The sequence below is a fragment of the Methylobacterium guangdongense genome (assembly GCF_038442355.1).
GTDB lineage: Bacteria > Pseudomonadota > Alphaproteobacteria > Rhizobiales > Beijerinckiaceae > Methylobacterium > Methylobacterium guangdongense.
This window is the reverse complement of the sequence record NZ_JBBXMX010000022.1, coordinates 1-15,928: the sequence shown is the minus strand read 5'-3', so window position 1 is coordinate 15,928 and position 15,928 is coordinate 1. Positions and strand designations below refer to the sequence as shown.

The 15,928-nt window shown below is 69.8% G+C and carries 9 protein-coding genes and 2 pseudogenes; 5 read left to right on the top strand and 6 right to left on the bottom strand.

Going from position 1 to position 15,928, the window contains the following annotated elements; genetic code table 11:
• Positions 1–16: 16 nt before the first annotated feature.
• Positions 17–6,334: an autotransporter outer membrane beta-barrel domain-containing protein gene (locus AAHG09_RS26705; RefSeq protein WP_342110529.1), complete on the bottom strand. Its 6,318-nt coding sequence runs from the start codon at positions 6,332–6,334 to the stop codon at positions 17–19.
• Between the two features lie 559 nt (positions 6,335–6,893).
• Between AAHG09_RS26705 and AAHG09_RS26700 the strand changes: the two genes are divergently transcribed.
• On the top strand, positions 6,894–7,025 hold the full coding sequence (locus AAHG09_RS26700) for a hypothetical protein (RefSeq protein WP_342110528.1): 132 nt from the start codon (positions 6,894–6,896) through the stop codon (positions 7,023–7,025).
• A gap of 240 nt (positions 7,026–7,265) precedes the next feature.
• Here the strand turns inward: AAHG09_RS26700 and AAHG09_RS26695 are convergent, their stop codons facing one another.
• Together AAHG09_RS26695 and AAHG09_RS26690 are read right to left on the bottom strand one after the other, a co-directional pair.
• Positions 7,266–7,598 (bottom strand): hypothetical protein, encoded by a 333-nt coding sequence (locus AAHG09_RS26695; protein WP_342110527.1) that lies wholly within the window; start codon positions 7,596–7,598, stop codon positions 7,266–7,268.
• Between the two features lie 149 nt (positions 7,599–7,747).
• Positions 7,748–8,197, bottom strand: a complete 450-nt coding sequence (locus tag AAHG09_RS26690) for a hypothetical protein (RefSeq protein ID WP_342110526.1) — start codon at positions 8,195–8,197, stop codon at positions 7,748–7,750.
• Positions 8,198–8,551: 354 nt separating this feature from the next.
• Here AAHG09_RS26690 and AAHG09_RS26685 point away from each other — a divergent pair, with 354 nt between their 5' ends.
• The 3 genes from AAHG09_RS26685 to AAHG09_RS26675 all read left to right on the top strand — a co-directional run bounded on the left by AAHG09_RS26685 (position 8,552) and on the right by AAHG09_RS26675 (position 10,592).
• Positions 8,552–8,824, top strand: a complete 273-nt coding sequence (locus AAHG09_RS26685) for a hypothetical protein (protein WP_342110525.1) — start codon at positions 8,552–8,554, stop codon at positions 8,822–8,824.
• A gap of 450 nt (positions 8,825–9,274) precedes the next feature.
• A complete protein-coding gene (locus AAHG09_RS26680; RefSeq protein ID WP_342110524.1) occupies positions 9,275–9,433 on the top strand; it encodes a hypothetical protein in 159 nt (52 codons plus the stop codon).
• Positions 9,434–10,376: 943 nt separating this feature from the next.
• On the top strand, positions 10,377–10,592 hold the full coding sequence (locus tag AAHG09_RS26675; protein WP_342110523.1) for a hypothetical protein: 216 nt from the start codon (positions 10,377–10,379) through the stop codon (positions 10,590–10,592).
• Positions 10,593–11,348: 756 nt separating this feature from the next.
• Here AAHG09_RS26675 and AAHG09_RS26670 read toward each other — a convergent pair.
• Both AAHG09_RS26670 and AAHG09_RS26665 read right to left on the bottom strand, forming a co-directional pair.
• Positions 11,349–12,014 carry a sugar transferase gene (locus tag AAHG09_RS26670; protein ID WP_342110522.1) on the bottom strand — a complete coding sequence of 222 codons (666 nt, stop codon included), beginning with the start codon at positions 12,012–12,014 and terminating at the stop codon, positions 11,349–11,351.
• 622 nt (positions 12,015–12,636) lie between these two features.
• A pseudogene (locus AAHG09_RS26665) lies at positions 12,637–13,329 on the bottom strand (HlyD family type I secretion periplasmic adaptor subunit); the annotation flags it as partial.
• A 424-nt stretch (positions 13,330–13,753) separates the two neighbouring features.
• Here AAHG09_RS26665 and AAHG09_RS26660 point away from each other — a divergent pair.
• Positions 13,754–15,112: an MFS transporter gene (locus AAHG09_RS26660; protein ID WP_342110521.1), complete on the top strand. Its 1,359-nt coding sequence runs from the start codon at positions 13,754–13,756 to the stop codon at positions 15,110–15,112.
• Positions 15,113–15,804: 692 nt separating this feature from the next.
• Here the strand turns inward: AAHG09_RS26660 and AAHG09_RS26655 are convergent.
• Positions 15,805–15,928 (bottom strand): annotated as a pseudogene (locus AAHG09_RS26655) (porin family protein); the annotation flags it as partial.

Sequence of the window (15,928 nt, the reverse complement as noted above, 5' to 3'; positions counted from 1 at the left end):
AGGCCGCACCGGCGTGTCAGAAGCGGAGCTGGAGGCGCGCGGTCCCGGATTGCGCGACGAAGTGGTCGCCGACCTGCGCCTGATACTCGCCCGTCACCTCCACACCGTTGCCGAGGCTGAGCTGAAGCCCCAGCCCGGCTTCGCCGAGGCGATCGGGGATCGGCGATTCCGTCGCGAACCGCCCGAGCGCGCCGGTGCCCTGGAAGCTCGCCCGGCCGGTGAAGTGGTCGTCCGACAGGACCATCATGCCGAGCGTGCCGTAGGGGCGGATCCAGCGCCCGCCGTCGAGATCGATCCGGCCGCCGATCTCCACGGTCGGGCTGAACGCCACGAGCGTCTTGGCGAGCGGTCGCACGTCGAGGTTGAAGTCCCCCGCACCCGTCTCCGAATAGGCCGGGCTGTAGCTGTAGAGCAGATCGAGATCCGCGTAGGGCTTGATGTACCAGTCGCCGAACAGGACCTGATAGCTCGCCCGCAGGCGCCCGCCCGCGCTGAGGATGTCGGACCGGCTGCGCGCGGTGGCGCGGGCCCCCGCGAAGTCGATCAGGCGCTTGTTGTCCGCCCAGGCGTAGCCGAGATTGGCCGAGGCCGCGAACAGCCACGGGCCGACCTGATGCTTGAGCGCGGCCGAGACGTCGCCGGCATCGCTCGTCGTGCCGGTGATCCGGTCGGGATCGCTCTGGATCGCCCGGGTGTAGGCCCCCGTCAGGCCGAAGAACCAGTCCGGTGCGAACTCGGTCTGGAGGCCGGCCTGGTAGCTCAGGGCGTTCTGGTGATAGCCGCCGTCGTCGGGGGTCGCGAATTGCCGCGTGTTGGTGCCGGTGATGCGGCCCCAGACGCATTCGCCCTCGCGCAGCAGCGTGCCGGTGCCCACGAAGGCGGGGCAGCTCATGGCCCGCTGCAGGCCCTTGCGGGTGTCGAGCGTCCGGTCGGTGAGCGTGTCCTGGTTGGATTCGGGCTTCAGCTCGTCGAGCGCGGCGGCGTAACCCTTCTGGCTGTCGACCGACAGGAAGCGGGCGTAGAGGTTGCCGAGCCGGGTGGTGTTGCCGTCCCAGGCATCCTGCAGGCCCTGCGCGACGTTGCGCTGGTCGGTGGTCAGCGTGATGCCCACGGGCGTCGTGAAATGCGCCTGCGGAGCGAGCGCGACGGCGTCGGTGGACGGGACCAGCGCCCACGAGATCGGAACCGCGCCGGAATGCAGGGTGCCGTCGGTCGTGGTGGCGGTGACGGCCTGGATCTGACCGGCCTTGAGGAACGTGTAGCGGCCCGGCAGCAGGCCGCTGACGATGTGGGGCTCGACCACGCCGCCCAGGGTCGCGGTGCCGGTGACCGTCAGGAGGTCGTTGCGCGGCGTGCCGGCGGGCGACAGCGGCGCGATGTCGACCAGCAGGCGGCCGGCCGTGCCCTGCACGAAGTTGCCGGTGACGGTCGCCTGCGCCACCGTGCCGACGCCGCCGATATCGAGGATCCCGCCGTTGCGCAGCAGCCCGTCGCGGCCCAGCGCGACGAGGCCGTGGGGACCCGTGCGCAGGATCGCCGACGTCGCGCCGTCGAACCCGTTGTCGAGCACGACGCGCCCCGCCGGCCCGCCGCCGCCCAGGTCGACGTCGCCGATCAGCGTGCCGCGGTTGGTGATCACGCCGGTGGTGAAGGCGCCGGTGATCGCACGGCCCGAGGCCGCGCTGACCACGGCGCCCTCTTCGATGGCGATCCTGTTGTCGCTGCCGCCCTCGACGCGCAGCGCCGCGCCGCTGCCGCTGCCGCCGGTGACGAGGCCGTTCACGCGGATGACGATCTGGCCGCCGCGGCTCGGATCGGCCTCGAGGCTGCCGTCGGTGCGCTGGACGCCCGATTGGGCGTAGATCGCGTGGGCGTCGAGGCCCGACGCGATGATCGATCCGGCCGACGCGATGGTGATGGCGCCGCCGTTTCCGGTCACGGCGCGGCTCCGCACGGTGTTCGTCGTCTCGCCCGACAGGCCGACGAGCAGCCCGCCGCCGCCGCCGAGGCTCTGGGCGAGGAGGCCGTGGGATTCCGTGCCGGTGGTGCGGATCACGGAGCCCTTCTCCAGGCTGACCGTGATCGCCCCGCCATTGCCGCGGCCGCCATCCTTCAACGCGTAGGGGATCGCGTAGCCCATCGCCTGATGGGCGCCGCCGTAGCCGCCACCGCCGCCGATCGATTGCAGCAGCAGGGCCGGCGCGGCGTCGCCGGTGGTCGAGACCTGCGCGTTCGCGCCCAGCCGGACCTCGATCGCGCCGCCGTCGCCCGCCGCGCCACCCGAGCCGCCCAGCCCGAACGTGTATGTGTGGCCGCCCGGCCCTGCCGCCACGGAGGCGAGGCCGCCGCCGCCGCCGATGCTCTGGGCCAGGATGCCGACGGCTCCGAAGCCGCTCGTGGCGACCGTGCCGTCCTGGACGACCTGCACGAAGCCGCCATCGCCCGCCAGGGCGCCGGAGCCGCCGAGCGTCAGGCTGCCCGACTTCGCCGGGATGGAGGCGGGATCCTCCGGCGGCGCGATCTGCACGATGTCGAGCGCCGCGAGCAGCGCGTTGGTCAGCGTCTTGGCGTCACTCTTGGCGTCACTCTTGGCATCGCCCTTGGCGTCACTTTGGGCACCACTCCCGGAGTCCGTTCCGCCCGCCTCCGCATCGTCGCTGGCCGGGGCGGCGAAGCTGCCGCCGCCGCCGCCGATGCTCTGGGCGACCAGGGCATGCGCCTCGATTCCGGCCGTCGTGACGGTGCCGCGATTCTCGATCGTGACCACGCCGCCATTGGCGCCGGTCCCGCCGCTGCCACCGACATTCAGGTTGAGGGTCAGCCCCTTGCCGGCCTTGCTGGTGACGCTCCCCCCGACGCCGTTGCCGCCGCCGCCGCCGATGCTCTGCGCGGTGAGGCCGTAGGCGGCGTCCCCCTGCGTGGCGACCCGGCCGGTGTTGATGATCCCGACGAAGCCGCCGGTATTGCCCGTGCCGCCCGAACCGCCGACGGTCGCCGTGAGATTGGTCTGGTTGGTGGCCTCGGCGAAGGACACGCCGCCCTGGCCGCCGCCGCCGCCGATGCTCTGCGCCAGGATCCCGTGCGCGGAGGCGCCGACGGTGGTGATCGTGCCGTCGTTCTTCACGTTGACGTCGCCGCCGGTGCCGCCGCTCGCCCCGGCGCCCCCGAGGGCCAAGCTCGCCTCGACATCGGGCAGCTTCGTTGCGGTCTTCTTCTGCTTGTCCAGATAGGTCGAGATGCTGCTGGAGTAGGATTTCAGCGCCTTGCCGAAATCCGAATTCTTCAGCTTGTCGGCGAGGCCCTTGTAGGTATCGCTCGACTTGATGTCCTTGAGGAACTGGTCGAGGGCCTTCTTGTCGTCCTTGTTGGCCTTGTCGGCGGCCCATTTCTGGTAAGCCTCGACGCCGATCGCCTGCTTGATCTGCTGCCAGATCTCGCCCACGGCATCGGGCGTGACCTGGGTCCCGGCGGCGAGGCTGCCGCCCGTGCCGCCGCCGCCGCCGATGCTCTGCGCCAGGATGCCGTGCGCGCCGTCGCCCGCCGTCGTGATCGTGCCGGCCGCTTCGTTGGTGACGGTCACGGACCCGCCCGTGCTGCCGGTCCCACCGGTCCCGCCGATCCTTCGGGTGAGCTTGAGCTTGCCCGTGGCGGCACCCGACACGTCGCCGCCATTGCCGCCGCCGCCGCCGATGCTCTGGGCCTGGATGCCGGTGGCGTTCGAGCCGCCGGTCACGATCGCGCCGCCGTTCGTCACGAGGACGCCGCCGCCGCGATTGCCGGTGCCGCCCTCGCCGCCGACGGTGTCGCTCGCCACGAGGGTGTCGGCGATCGGGAGCTTGTTCAGCACTTCGTTGAGGGTCTTGTCGAACGAGACCCCGGAGGTCGCGACCGCCGAGGCCGGGCCGGCATTGCCGCCGCCGCCGCCGACGCTGAGCGCGAGCACGCCGATCGCGGCGTCGCCTCCGGTGGTGACGCTGCCCGCCTGCTCGACGGTGACGTCCCCGCCGGTGCCGCCGCCGCCGCCGGTCCCACCGCTCTGGTCGCGGTTCTTGCCGCCGATGCCCCGGGTGATGGTGACGTTCTGGCGCAGACTCAGGGTGTTGGCCGTCGCGGTCGCGCCGCCGCCGGAGCCGCCCCCGCCGCCGATACTCACGGCCTCGATGCCGGACGCGCTATCGCCGGAGGTCCGCACGGCGCCGTTATTGGTGACGAGGGCCTTGCCGCCGTTGCCGCCGCCGCCGCCCGTGCCGCCGAGGGTCGTGGTGGCCGCCACGGCCATCTGCCCCGGCGGTGCGACCGCCAGCGCGTAGGCCGTTGCATCGCCACCGATACCGCCGCCGCCGCCGATGCTGAGGGCGCGCAGGCCGGCCGCTCCGTCGCCGTAGGTGGTGACCGCGCCGCCGTTGAGGAGGCGCGCCGTGCCGCCCGCGCCGCCATCCCCGCCGGACCCGCCGATCGCGGTGGAGAAGGCGAAGCTCGGCAGCGTGTTGCCGCTCGGCGTCACGAAGGGCGCCGCGATCGCCGTCGCGTCGGCGAGACCGCCCACGCCGCCGCCGCCGCCGATGCTGAGCGCCGCGAGGCCGTCGGCGCCGAGGCCGAGGGTCGTCACGGTGGTGGTGCTCTCGATGGCGGCGGTGCCGCCCTGTCCGCCCCGGCCGCCGCTGCCGCCGATCGCCCAGGAGGCCGCGAGCCCGAAGCCCAGGGCTTTGCTGTTGGCGTCGCCGCCGGCACCGCCGCCGCCGCCGATGCTCTGCACCAGGACACCCGTCGCGCCGTCACCGCCGGTCTCGATCGTCCCGCCGAGGCCGGTGAACTTGGCGAGGGAGCCATCGCCGCCGCCCCCGGCGCTGCCGCCGAGGCCGACCGAGATGAACGCGTTGGCCGTGAAGGCCCGCCCGCCGCTGCCGCCGCTGCCGCCGATGCTCTGCACCAGGGCCCCGTACGCGGCCTCGCCCGTCGTCGCGACCCGGCCCTCGGTGTTGATGATCTCGGCGGCGCCGCCGAAGCCCCCCGTCCCGCCGCCGCCGCCGCTGGAGAACCACAGCGTCTCACCCCCGGTACCGCCGCCATTCGTCGTGGACCGCACGGCGAGGGGCGAGAGGGGCAGGGCCGCGTCGGCGCTGCCGCCGCCGATGCTCTGCGCGACCAGGCCGATCGCCCCCGTGCCCGCGGTCGTCACGGTGCCGCTGTTGGTCAGCGTCACGGCCCCGCCCGTGGCGGCATCGCCGCCGGTGCCGCCGCCGAAGACGCCGCCGCCGCCCCTGCCGCCGGGGCCGCCCACCGATTGGGCCACGACGCCCAGGGCGTAATCCCCCTGCGTGACGACCCTGCCGCGCTGGGTCACCGTGACGGTGCCGCCGTTCCCGCCCCGGGCCCCGTCGCGTCCACCGGAATCGCCCTGGTTGCCGCCCCGGCCGCCGACGCTCTGGACGAGGGCGCCGAAGGCGTAGTTGCCGGCCGTCGTGATCGTCCCGGCCATGTCGAGCTTCGCGAGACCGCCCACGCCCCCCTGGGTCACCTGGGGCTTGCTGTAGAAGCTGCTGCCCCGTCCGCGGTCACCGCCCGCGCCGCCGAGGGATTCGACGATGACCGCGGTGGCACCGACGCCGTCGGTGCTGACCCGGCCGGCGGGCGTCACCGTGAGCGCGGCCGAACCGCCGGCGCCGCCCTTCCGGAACGCGGTCTGGTCGGCGGCCGTGCCCCCCGAGCCGGCATCGCCCCCGATGGCGCTGACCCGCACGGCCAGGAAGGCCTGCCCCACGGTCGACACCGTGGACGACAGGGTGAGGGCGACCGGGCCGGCATCGCCGCCGCCGCCGAAATTCGTGAGGGCGAAACCGCCCTTCCCGCCCCGGGAGAAGACCAGGAACCGCGGGATCGGCGCGAAGGCCGGCGCGCCGGTCTGGCTGACTTGGTCGCCCCGCCCGGTCACATCCTCCGACAGCGTCACCGAGACGGCACCGCCGCTCCCGCCCTTGGCGCCGTAGACGGAACCCGAACCGTAATCGTCGCCCCGTCCGCCGCGCCCGCCCTGCGAGCCGATCGCGATGGTCGCGGCCGCGTCACGCCCGGCTTCCGCGGTATCGACGTCGGTCAGGCTCAGGTCGCCGCCGGCTTGGCCCGGCGTCGCCTCCCTGTTCCGCCCGAGGATGAAGACCTTGCCGTCCCGGCCATCCGCGCCGATGACGACCTGGGGCTGGGGGCGCTCGGCGGCCTGGACGGGTGGGGGGAAGCCCTGGGCTCCGGCCAGGGCAAACGTTGCCAGAAGTCGCGTCGACAGCCGAATGCGCCTGCCAAAGTTCCCGAGGGAACACGCCACCCGCGAGCACGACATCAGCCATACGCCTCTTACCCGCCCCGGCCGGACGGAGCGGCGAGGGCATGGCGGAACCACAGGGATCTGCAGCGTTTCAGCCGCGCGGCGCCAATCCAAATTCTGGCGCCGCACAGCAACGGGCGGCTTATAGTAAGCTCATCCTGGCCTGCATAGATCGATCCGAAAACGTGTCTTGCTTTGCATCAGCATTTATATTCAAAAGTGGCGATATATCAGGGCGAAGATCGGAACTGAAGATTTGATGATTGCAGGGTCGGCGTGCAGACTATCAAAAGGCGAAAACAAGACGTCTGCCGCGTGCATCGGTGCCACACCGGCCGACGATCAGCGGGTCGGACTCGAAATTTCGGCGCGCACCCGACGCCACCGAAGCGCGCGGCCGCGTCGAGCCCGGGTCGAGCATCGGCGTCCGCGCGGCCTGAGCATCGGGCCGGCGCGGGGAGCTCCCTGCTGAAGCCCGACGTGGTCCTGCGCAGCCTTCCGAAGGAATAGAGTATTGCCAACGCGCGTCGGGGCGCCATTCTTGTTGCCAGCGGGGATTGCTGGAGGCGCACGCGTGGCCATCAAGTTTTACGTCTTCGACAACGAGGCCGGCGCGCTGCAATACGCATCGCAGTACGGCCACAGGGCCCGAATCACGTATCGCGGCGATTACCGCCACGAATGGCTCGTCTCCCTGGACGCGTAGTGCTCAGACGCACTCACTTCGTTCATGCGAGGGAGCACTCGCTCATTGTTCGAGCATCAATTTTTCCAGACTCGGCTGAAGCCTCCGTCTGGATCGATGCACTAGAAGTGGATCGGATCGCAGTGCGATCCGCCGCAACGCCCGGTTTTGCTCCGTCGTGATCTGTCGCGGCGCCGCCGCGCTGCGAGAATGACAGGCCGGCCTGAACCATCCAGCCGATCGGAGCCGCGCCGCCGATGCCTAGTCGATGACCGGAGCCCGCGCCGGGTCCGCGATCACCGGCTCGTCGGAGCCGTTGGGGTCTTGAGTACGAGCCCCCGCATCCGGGCGGAGGCGCTGCCGATCCGTACAGCCGACGCAGGTCCAGCGCATCGCGCGCGCGTTGTCGGCTTCGGCTTTGCGGTACACGAAGCCTTTGGCCTTCGATCGGACCTTGAGGCGCGTTTTGGGCTGGGTCTTGGTCGCCGGCATGGCTGCGGGCGGCGTCAGGGCCAGACCCTCCTGCGCCTGCAGGGCGCCCGGCAGCGGCGCGGCTGCCAGCGCGATGAGGAGCGGTCGCGTGCCTCTGATCACTGATCGCCCCTCTCCGCGTCACGCCAGCCAGGACGGCTCGGGTCTCGCCCTCGCAAGCGCCCGGCCAGTGGAGGACCAGATAGGCGCCTCCGGGGCTTTGTCCTGATGCGCGCCCGATTGGATCGGCCTCCCGTTCGGTGGAGCGGGCCTCAGCGCGGAATGACGTGGCGCTCGTGGGCGGCCTCGACCCGGTAGCGGGTCGGCCCCCTGGACTTGGCCGACGGGGTGACCGACGCCGTGGCCGGCCCCGTCGCAGGGCGTGCAGGCGCGGTCTGGATTGGGCCGGCCGTGCGGCTAGGACCGGACGCGCAACCCGAGCAGATCGATCCGAGCGCGCGCCGGGCGAGGGCTTCGCTGCGCGCAAAGGCGGCTGCTGGAGGCAGTCTCGGGTGCGGGGCCGAACCGATGTCGGCCGCCGGGGCGGCGGCCGGTCGGCGCTGGGAGGGTTGGGCGAGGGCCGTGCCGGCGATCGTGACGATGATGGCGACGACCATGATCACGAGGAAGCCGGCGGGGACCGCGACCCGCGTGACCAGGGTCGTGACCCCGCCCTCGGCCCGATGTCTCCATCGGGGAGGCCAAGTCTCAGTGTGAACCACGTGTGTTCCGCTTTGAGCAGTCATCGCGCCCCTCCGCTCCCGGGATGGCCAATTCCTGCAAGCGGTGGTCCGATCGCGCCGCCCACGGCGTAGGCAGGGCGCCCGTCGGGAGTTCGAAAGATCGAGACGCTTCGCAGATCCACGGCAGGATCCGCGACTCTGCCAGGGCCTTGCCCTGACGACACACCAAAGGGTTCCAGCCCTTCGAGACCCGGTCTCCCGGGTCGAGCGGGCTCTCGGGCGCCCGTTGCACGGCAGTCTCCCGGCCGGTCTGCGCGATGAGGCCCGTAGCCTCGACATCGACACAGACGCCTGACTATGCGTAGTTCCTACGCGGTCAGGACCGGAGACCCGATGGCGAAAACAGCTCACGTCAATGTCCGGCTTCAAAGCGGAGAGCAAGAAGCCAGACCCGGCGTCATCCTGCTGCGCGACGCGGCGATCGTCGGCGGCCTATGCGTAATCGGGACGTTCCTCGTCGGTATCGCCATGATCTACCTCGCCTTGAACAGGATCTGGCCGGCTTTGGCGCCCGTCCACGGTCGTGAGCGCCTGCGCGTGTGGTCCCGCTTCAGTCTCCTCGCGGCTCAGGAAGTCCGCTCCTGGCGGGATCGGGCTTGGCGCTGAAAGTGCCGCTCGGGCCTGATCGTCCGGGAGCGCGCTCCGCCGAGCTGGTATCGGATCAGCGTCAGGGAGCGTATCACGCGGAAGACCAAGCGGCCTGATCGGGGGCAACGCGCGCGGGGCACGACAGCCCCTGACTGCAGGGCCATCGGGTGGTCCCACCCAATCCCCTTCGTCGTGATGCGACCGCGTCGGCGGGCCGCGAACGACGTTTTCGCCAGGCTCCGGCGTCTCGGGTCGAGGGGGGAGTTGGGTTACCGAACCCGAAATCTTCCCGATCTTGTGACGTGGATCGACCGCGACGCAATCGAGGATGGCCCTAGGTAGACTGCACGGGTGAGGGTTCGCGGTTTTCGCGTCTCGTCAGCACCTTCCGGTATATAATGAGAGACATTCTGTCTTCAATTCAGAATTCGTTCCGGCTCTATCGCAATAGGCAGTAACGAGGAGCCGTTGGACGCCCCCAAGCAGACCAGTCGATCGCAAGGCCGGCGCCCCCCGACGGAGTGGCTGTCGCTCGGTGTCCTGGCGGTGATCACGCTGATCGTGATCGTGACCTGGGGCTATGCCGCGTGGTGGATCGGATCGATGGCGCTCGGCTGGTTTCGGTGACGCCTCAGCCTGCGTCCGTACACACCCTCCAGCGGCGACCGGCCTCCGAAGGATCTGCCTCGCGCATACGCGTCTCGGCTCCGGAGTCCCCCCATAACCGGGGTAACACGCCGCGCGTGCTCCGTCGCCTCACAGCGTGGCTGAACCGTCCGTCGGCCTGACGGCGGACGACCTCGTCATCGCTCCTGGGGTGGTGAGCGGGTTCCGGAGACTCGATGTGGGGACGTGGTTAAATCGTGCCCGCAAGCGATGTCCGCGTCCGGGGCTGACGCTGCCGAGGCAACAGCAACTCAGGATTGGCACGGGCGAATGCATCGTTTGTCTTATTGGCGCGCCTGCTTTGCTCCAATCGACAAAACACGATTTGGAATTGTCATTCTCGTTTGAAGATCCTCAATTCCGTTCTGTCGATGCGCGTATCTTGCGTCAAATAAGTCTTGGATCAAAGCTCTTCAGGTCATCGCAGGTGCGGACCGGGCGATACGAAAGCGTCGGGAAGTGTGGTTAATGGGTGTCTGCGTACAAACACATCCTTGTCGGTACCACTGGGTCGTGCAATGTTTAGTTGTGGTCGCGCGAGACCACCTGAGAGTGTGATGACGTCAGGGTTTTTCCTTGAGGTCGTCGCTTCGCAGCCAGAAGACCTGTCCACGAAACCCGACGTGCCGGTTGTGCGGCTCGGGCCGCGGTTCACACCGACGGCTTGATCGCACAGCCATCGAGCGTCTTCGCGCCGGGCTACCTCCCGCGTCCTCCAAGGTCCGGTCGGGGCTCGTCCCGGTTGCGTCGCCGGCATCGGCCGATCGTTGGCGCCCCTGCGCGCGCACGATCCGGGCGCACGCGTCCCTGCTTGCCGATCCCGGTCGGCGTGCCGGTCCGACGGTGTTGCGGAGGCCGGGCGGTTGACGTCGGTACCCTGAAGGCCGGCGAAGGGAGAATCGAGATGATCGCTGTAATCGTGCTCTCCGTGATCGGTGGCCTTCTGACGCTCATCGGGGCGTGGTTCTGGATCGGCGCGTCCGCAATCCTGGTCGCCCCCCTGGCGGCGGGGGGCATTGCGATGGTGATCGGGGCGTATCTCGCGTTTCAGCGGAGCAGGTCGTCGTCCGGCCGCCGCAACCGCTCCGCGATCACGCGGACGGAAATCCATTTGGGGTGATGGGGGCCGGCGCCGAACCGCGTCGCCGGCCGGATGTCGGCTCGCAGGCGACCGGCGTCGGGCGCGCGATCGACCCGGGCGCACCGAACCCGTCCCCTCACCATGGAATGCCCGGGTCGGGGGCATGACGCGAGCCTGAGACACGTCCGATCGGCGCGCGGACTTGCGTCCCTCATCCGGGGTGCCCGCACGTCGCGGAGGCCTCGAAGGCGCCGTCCGTCAAGGCCCGCCGATACGGTCACTTGAGGATGAGAGCGGGGAGGGGATCGCCCGGCACCCCCGTAGGCGGGACCTGCCGTGGACCGCAGGATCGCCGCGCAAAACCGGAAGCCGCCTTCCGCGAAACCCGCCGGCTCCGTCGTCCAGCTTGGCGACGGCGCACGTGCGGGTTGATCGTGAAGACTCTGGCCGTGCCGTTTCAGTCCCGCAATCCGACAGGAATCAAGGTGATCCGGTCAATCGACCAGAATTAATAATAGCTTCAGGTTGTTGTGCGAATTGGTAACTGTCATCGCATGCCGCTCGGGGCATGAAAATCATCACAGCAAACCGATCCCCCTGTGGGGGCGCATGCTTGGCTGGGGCCATCGTGACGCTGGCGTGCGTCGGTTACTGCCTCAGTGAGGCGGTGTGCGCACCGCTCGTGGAGGATGACGGGTCGGCCGGCGCCCAGGCGCCGCGGAGCGATCCGTCGGATTGTGGACTCTCCGGCCTAGCGGCGGCGTCCCAGACCCGGCCGACGCGTGGTGCGTCGGATCAGTAGGCGTCCGAGCGGCCGGGCATAATGTGGATCGCCGTAGCGACCAGGATCCTGAGATCGAGGGCGAAGCTGCGGTTTTCGACGTACCACAGGTCGAACTCGACCCGGCGCTGCATGTCGGCGAGACGCGGCGTGCCGCCGCGCGAACCGTTGACCTGGGCCCAGCCGGTGATGCCGGGCCGGACTGCGAAGCGGCCGTGGTAGGCGCTCAGCAGCGCACCGTAATGGCGGTCGTGGGCCAGGGCATGCGGGCGCGGGCCGACCAGCGCCATCTCGCCGCGCAGCACGTTGATCAACTGCGGCAGCTCGTCGAGGCTGGTGCTGCGCAGCAGGCCGCCGAGCCGGGTCAGCCGGGCATCGCCCCGGCGCGCCTGGGCGACGACGGCGCCGTTCTCCTGCACCTGCATCGTGCGGAACTTGTAGATCAGGAAAGCGCGTCCGTTCAGGCCGGTCCGGGTCTGGCGGAACAGCGCCGGGCCCGGGCTGTCCAGCCGCACCAGAAGCGCCACGATCGCCAGAAGCGGCGCCAGAAGGAACAGGGCGAGCGCCGCGATGGCGGCGTCGAATCCGATGCGCAGGATCGCACTTGGCTGATGTCGGCTGCCGGACGTCATGGGCGCCAACTGTTCGTCCGCAGCCAAGCTGCGTTCCAAGGCGTTCATGCGATGAGCCCCTATTCAGATCCGGATCGACCGGGTGCGGCCGCCGGATGCCTGAAGGCAGCGATCCCTGCGATGTGCCACTTCGGGCACTGTCTTAGCTCAGCTGTTTAACTCGGCATTAAGCTCTCGACAAGCATTTATAAAAATTCGGCGCCCATACTTCGCGAGCGTAATAATATTCAAGAGCGGCCACGATGCCCATGCCGCGTCGGCATGCCGTCGTATCGAATGTTTTTCGGACTGTATTGGTTGGGTATTTTACCAAAATATTTTCTCCTAGATGTACGTTTGAGAGCCCATAAAGCTAAATTTCCGTGGTCGATTTCTCATCGGAGCGATGTTCTGTCAGCCAAGATCAGCTCATCCTTGATGGGATGTGCCGTGATTGCGTGAGATAGCCTTTGGGGGCAGTCCGAGCGGCTGATTGCGCCAGGATCTGTGCCCGGACAAAAAATGCTTAGTCCGCAAGCGCTCGGTCGATGCTGCCGGCCCGTACAGCACTTTCGGTCTTCGATACCGAGCCTCGGCCGGCGGGCCCTGCGCGCGGGTCGGCCCTGCCGCGCGGCAGGGCCACGGGTCGGGGTCGCCGCGTCGAGGCCCGGTCGGCGCAGGGGCTGCGGTCTCAAGCGCCGAACCGGTGTTCACTGCGTCGGAGCGCGCTCCAGCGCTCGCGCCAAGCCTTCGAGACCTGATCCTGCAGCGGCTTGAGCAGGTAGCTCAGCACCGTCCGGTCGCCGAGCTTGAGGTAGGCCTCGACCGGCATCCCGGGCACCAGCCGCACGGTTCCCAGCCGATCCAGCTGTTCCGCCGGGATCGCGACGCGCACCGTGTAGTAGCTTTGCCCGGTCTTCGGATCGGTGGTCACATCGGCGGACACCCGCGAGATCCGACCTTCGATCTCGGGCGTGGTGCGCACGTTGAAGGCGGGGAAGCGCAGGAGCCCGGCCTGGCCCTGCTGCACGCTGTCGATGTCCTGCGGCGGCACGCGGGCTTCCACGGTCAGCCGGTCCGCATCCGGGACGATCAGCATCGCGGGCTCGGTCGGCACCACCAGCCCGCCCACCGTGTGCACGCTCATCTGATGCACCACGCCGTTCTGCGGCGCCCGCATCTCGACACGCCGCAGTTGGTCCTCCGCGGCGATCCGCTTCTCGACCAGTTCGAACCATTTGCTGCGGATGTCCGACAGATCCTTGCCGACCTCCGTGCGCATCTCGGCATCGACCTGCAGGCTCTGCAGCTTGATCTCCGAGATCTTGCCCTTGACGGAGGCGATCGACGCGATGAGCTGGCCCCGCTCGCCGTTCAGGCGCGCCCCGTATGGCTGGCTCCCGGTCCCGGACAGCGAACACGACGGCAAGGTCACGGTGCGCAGACACGATCCGCATCCGGATCAGGCGTGAGGACCTGACCGACCCGGGATCCGGGTTGCCAAACGGCTGAGTCCCTTCGGCGGGCCCTCAGGACGGGCGCCCGCCGCGCGACGCGGAACAGCGTGCGGTGTTCGAAGGTCCCCTGGCGTACGAAGACCGCCGGACCATCAACAATTCCGGTCCCGCATCGCGTCGCGCGCGCTTCCCTGCCGCGCCGGGAACGGGTTAAGCAGGAGCGGCACAGGTCACCGCCAGAGATGACCGGCCCGCGAGGAAGCCCGAGACGTCCGTCACGCCGCTGTCGCGGCTGTGCGCGGCCCCCTCGAATCCGCGCGGACCCCGCGACGCGTGACGAGGACAGGCCCCATGACAGGCCCAGCGACAGGCCCCACCACCGGCCCGATACCCGGCACCCCGGACGAGTCTGCCCTGGAACGCTCCGCGATGCGCCGGATCGGCTGGCGGCTCGTGCCGTTCCTGATCCTCGCCTACTTCATCTCGTTCCTCGACCGCGTGAATGTCGGCTTCGCGGCGATCCAGATGAACCACGATGTCGGCCTCACCGCGACGGTGTTCGGCTGGGGCGCCGGGATCTTCTTCCTCGGCTACTTCCTGATGGAGATTCCCAGCAACCTGATGCTGGAGCGCTTCGGGGCGCGGCTCTGGATCGCCCGGATCATGGCGACCTGGGGGCTGATCTCCGCCGCCATGGCCCTCGTGCAGGGGCCGTGGTCGTTCATCGGCCTGCGCTTCCTGCTGGGACTCGCCGAGGCGGGATTCTTCCCCGGCGTGATCCTCTACCTCACCTACTGGTTCCCCGCGGCCTACCGGGCGCGGATCATCGGGGTCTTCATGATCTCGATCCCGATCTCGTCCTTCCTCGGCTCGCCGATCTCGGGGGCGCTGCTCAACGTGACCGGGTTCGGGCTCGCCGGCTGGCAGTGGCTGTTCATCCTCGAAGGGCTGCCGGCGGTGCTGATGGCGGTCGCGGTCCTGTGGCTGCTGCCGGACGGCCCGCGGGACGCGGCCTGGCTGCCCGCCGACGAGCGCAACTGGCTGGAGCGGCAGCTCCGGGCCGAGGCGGCGCGCAACACGAAGCGCGGGCAGGCCGCCAAGCCGCCCCTGTGGGAGATCCTGCGCGATCGGCGCCTCGCCCTGTTCGCGGCGATCTATTTCGGGTCGACGGCGAGCAGCTACGGGCTCTCGTTCTGGACCCCGCAGATCGTCAAGAGCTTCGGCCTCGGCAATGTCGAGACCGGCCTGTTGAACAGCATCCCGTACGGCTTCGCGTCGGTCGCCATGATCCTCTGGGGCCGGCACAGCGACCGGACGGCCGAGCGGCGCTGGCATCTCGCGCTGTCCTTCCTGATCCTGGCGCTCGGGCTCGCGGGCGGCACCGTGCTGACGGGGCTCGGCCCGGTGGTGGCGGCGCTGACCGTGGCGGCGGTCGGCGTCTACATGCTGAAGGGGCCGTTCTGGGCGCTCGCCACCGAGCAGATGCCCCCCGCCACCGCGGCGGCGAGCATCGCGGCGATCAACGCGGTCGGGAATCTCGGCGGCTTCCTCGGCCCCTACCTGATCGGCGCCATCAAGGACGGGACCGGCAGCTTCACCTTGAGCCTCCTGCCCCTGGTGGCCTTCGCGCTGCTCTCGGCAGCCCTGTCGCTCGTGCCGGGCCGGTCCCCGCGGCCGGATCCGGGCGCCCGCCGGCCCTCGGCGGCCTGACCAGACTTACGTTGGCAGGCCAACGCGACAGGACAGCGCCCGATTGCATCCAATCTTCCGCCTCATCCTGAGGTGCCCGCGCAGCGGGCCTCGGAGGAGGGCCCCAGCCGGCCGAGCGATCCTTGGAGCCCTCCTTCGAGGCCTCCGCTGCGCTCCGGCACCTCAAGATGAGGCGGAGGGTTGGAGTGCCGGTCCAAGGCTTTCCGATCTTATGCCGTGGTCCTTGCGGGGCCCTAAGCCTTTGTCCTGACGCGCACTCTTGCGCCGAACTGATATCTCCTTCGATGGAGAGCGCTGGAGCGCGGCGCAAACGGGCGCAGCGGATGGCCTGTTAGTCCCATGCCATCGCCGGAGGAACCTGCACGCCTCCGGCCGGCGGGGAGCCGACCCCTTGGATCGGAACACCACGGTGCGCGACGCCCTCCTGGCGGCATTGAAGCGCCAAGCGGGTGGCCGAGGATCCCGCGCCGAAAGTGGACCTCTCGGAACCGCGCGACGCGCGGATCGCGGGTCGGATCGACCGTGAGGCGCTGATCATGGTGGTGGCGGGCGCCCGCGCGGGCGGCTCGTGACGCGGTCGGGCCACCTCCAAAAGCAACGAGGCCGCCCCCTCGCGGAAGCGGCCTCGCCGATCGACAGACCTGGGGAGCGGCGGACCGGCAGGCCGGCCCGTCCGCTCCGTTGGCGCAGTCTTAGTACGAGCCGAACTTGTAGTTCAGGCCGGCGCGGACGACGGCGAACTCGTCGGAGCGGCGACCGATGCCGCTGTAGACGACCGGGAAGTTGTTGGCGGCGTTGATGACGAACGCGCCCTGG

Bases quoted from the DNA above. Each gene is read 5' to 3' on its own strand.
- AAHG09_RS26705 (WP_342110529.1), bottom strand. From the start codon at position 6,334: ATGTCGTGCTCGCGGGTGGCGTGTTCCCTCGGGAACTTTGGCAGGCGC.
- AAHG09_RS26685 (WP_342110525.1), top strand. From the start codon at position 8,552: ATGGCGAAAACAGCTCACGTCAATGTCCGGCTTCAAAGCGGAGAGCAA.
- AAHG09_RS26675 (WP_342110523.1), top strand. From the start codon at position 10,377: ATGATCGCTGTAATCGTGCTCTCCGTGATCGGTGGCCTTCTGACGCTC.
- AAHG09_RS26670 (WP_342110522.1), bottom strand. From the start codon at position 12,014: ATGAACGCCTTGGAACGCAGCTTGGCTGCGGACGAACAGTTGGCGCCC.
- AAHG09_RS26660 (WP_342110521.1), top strand. From the start codon at position 13,754: ATGACAGGCCCAGCGACAGGCCCCACCACCGGCCCGATACCCGGCACC.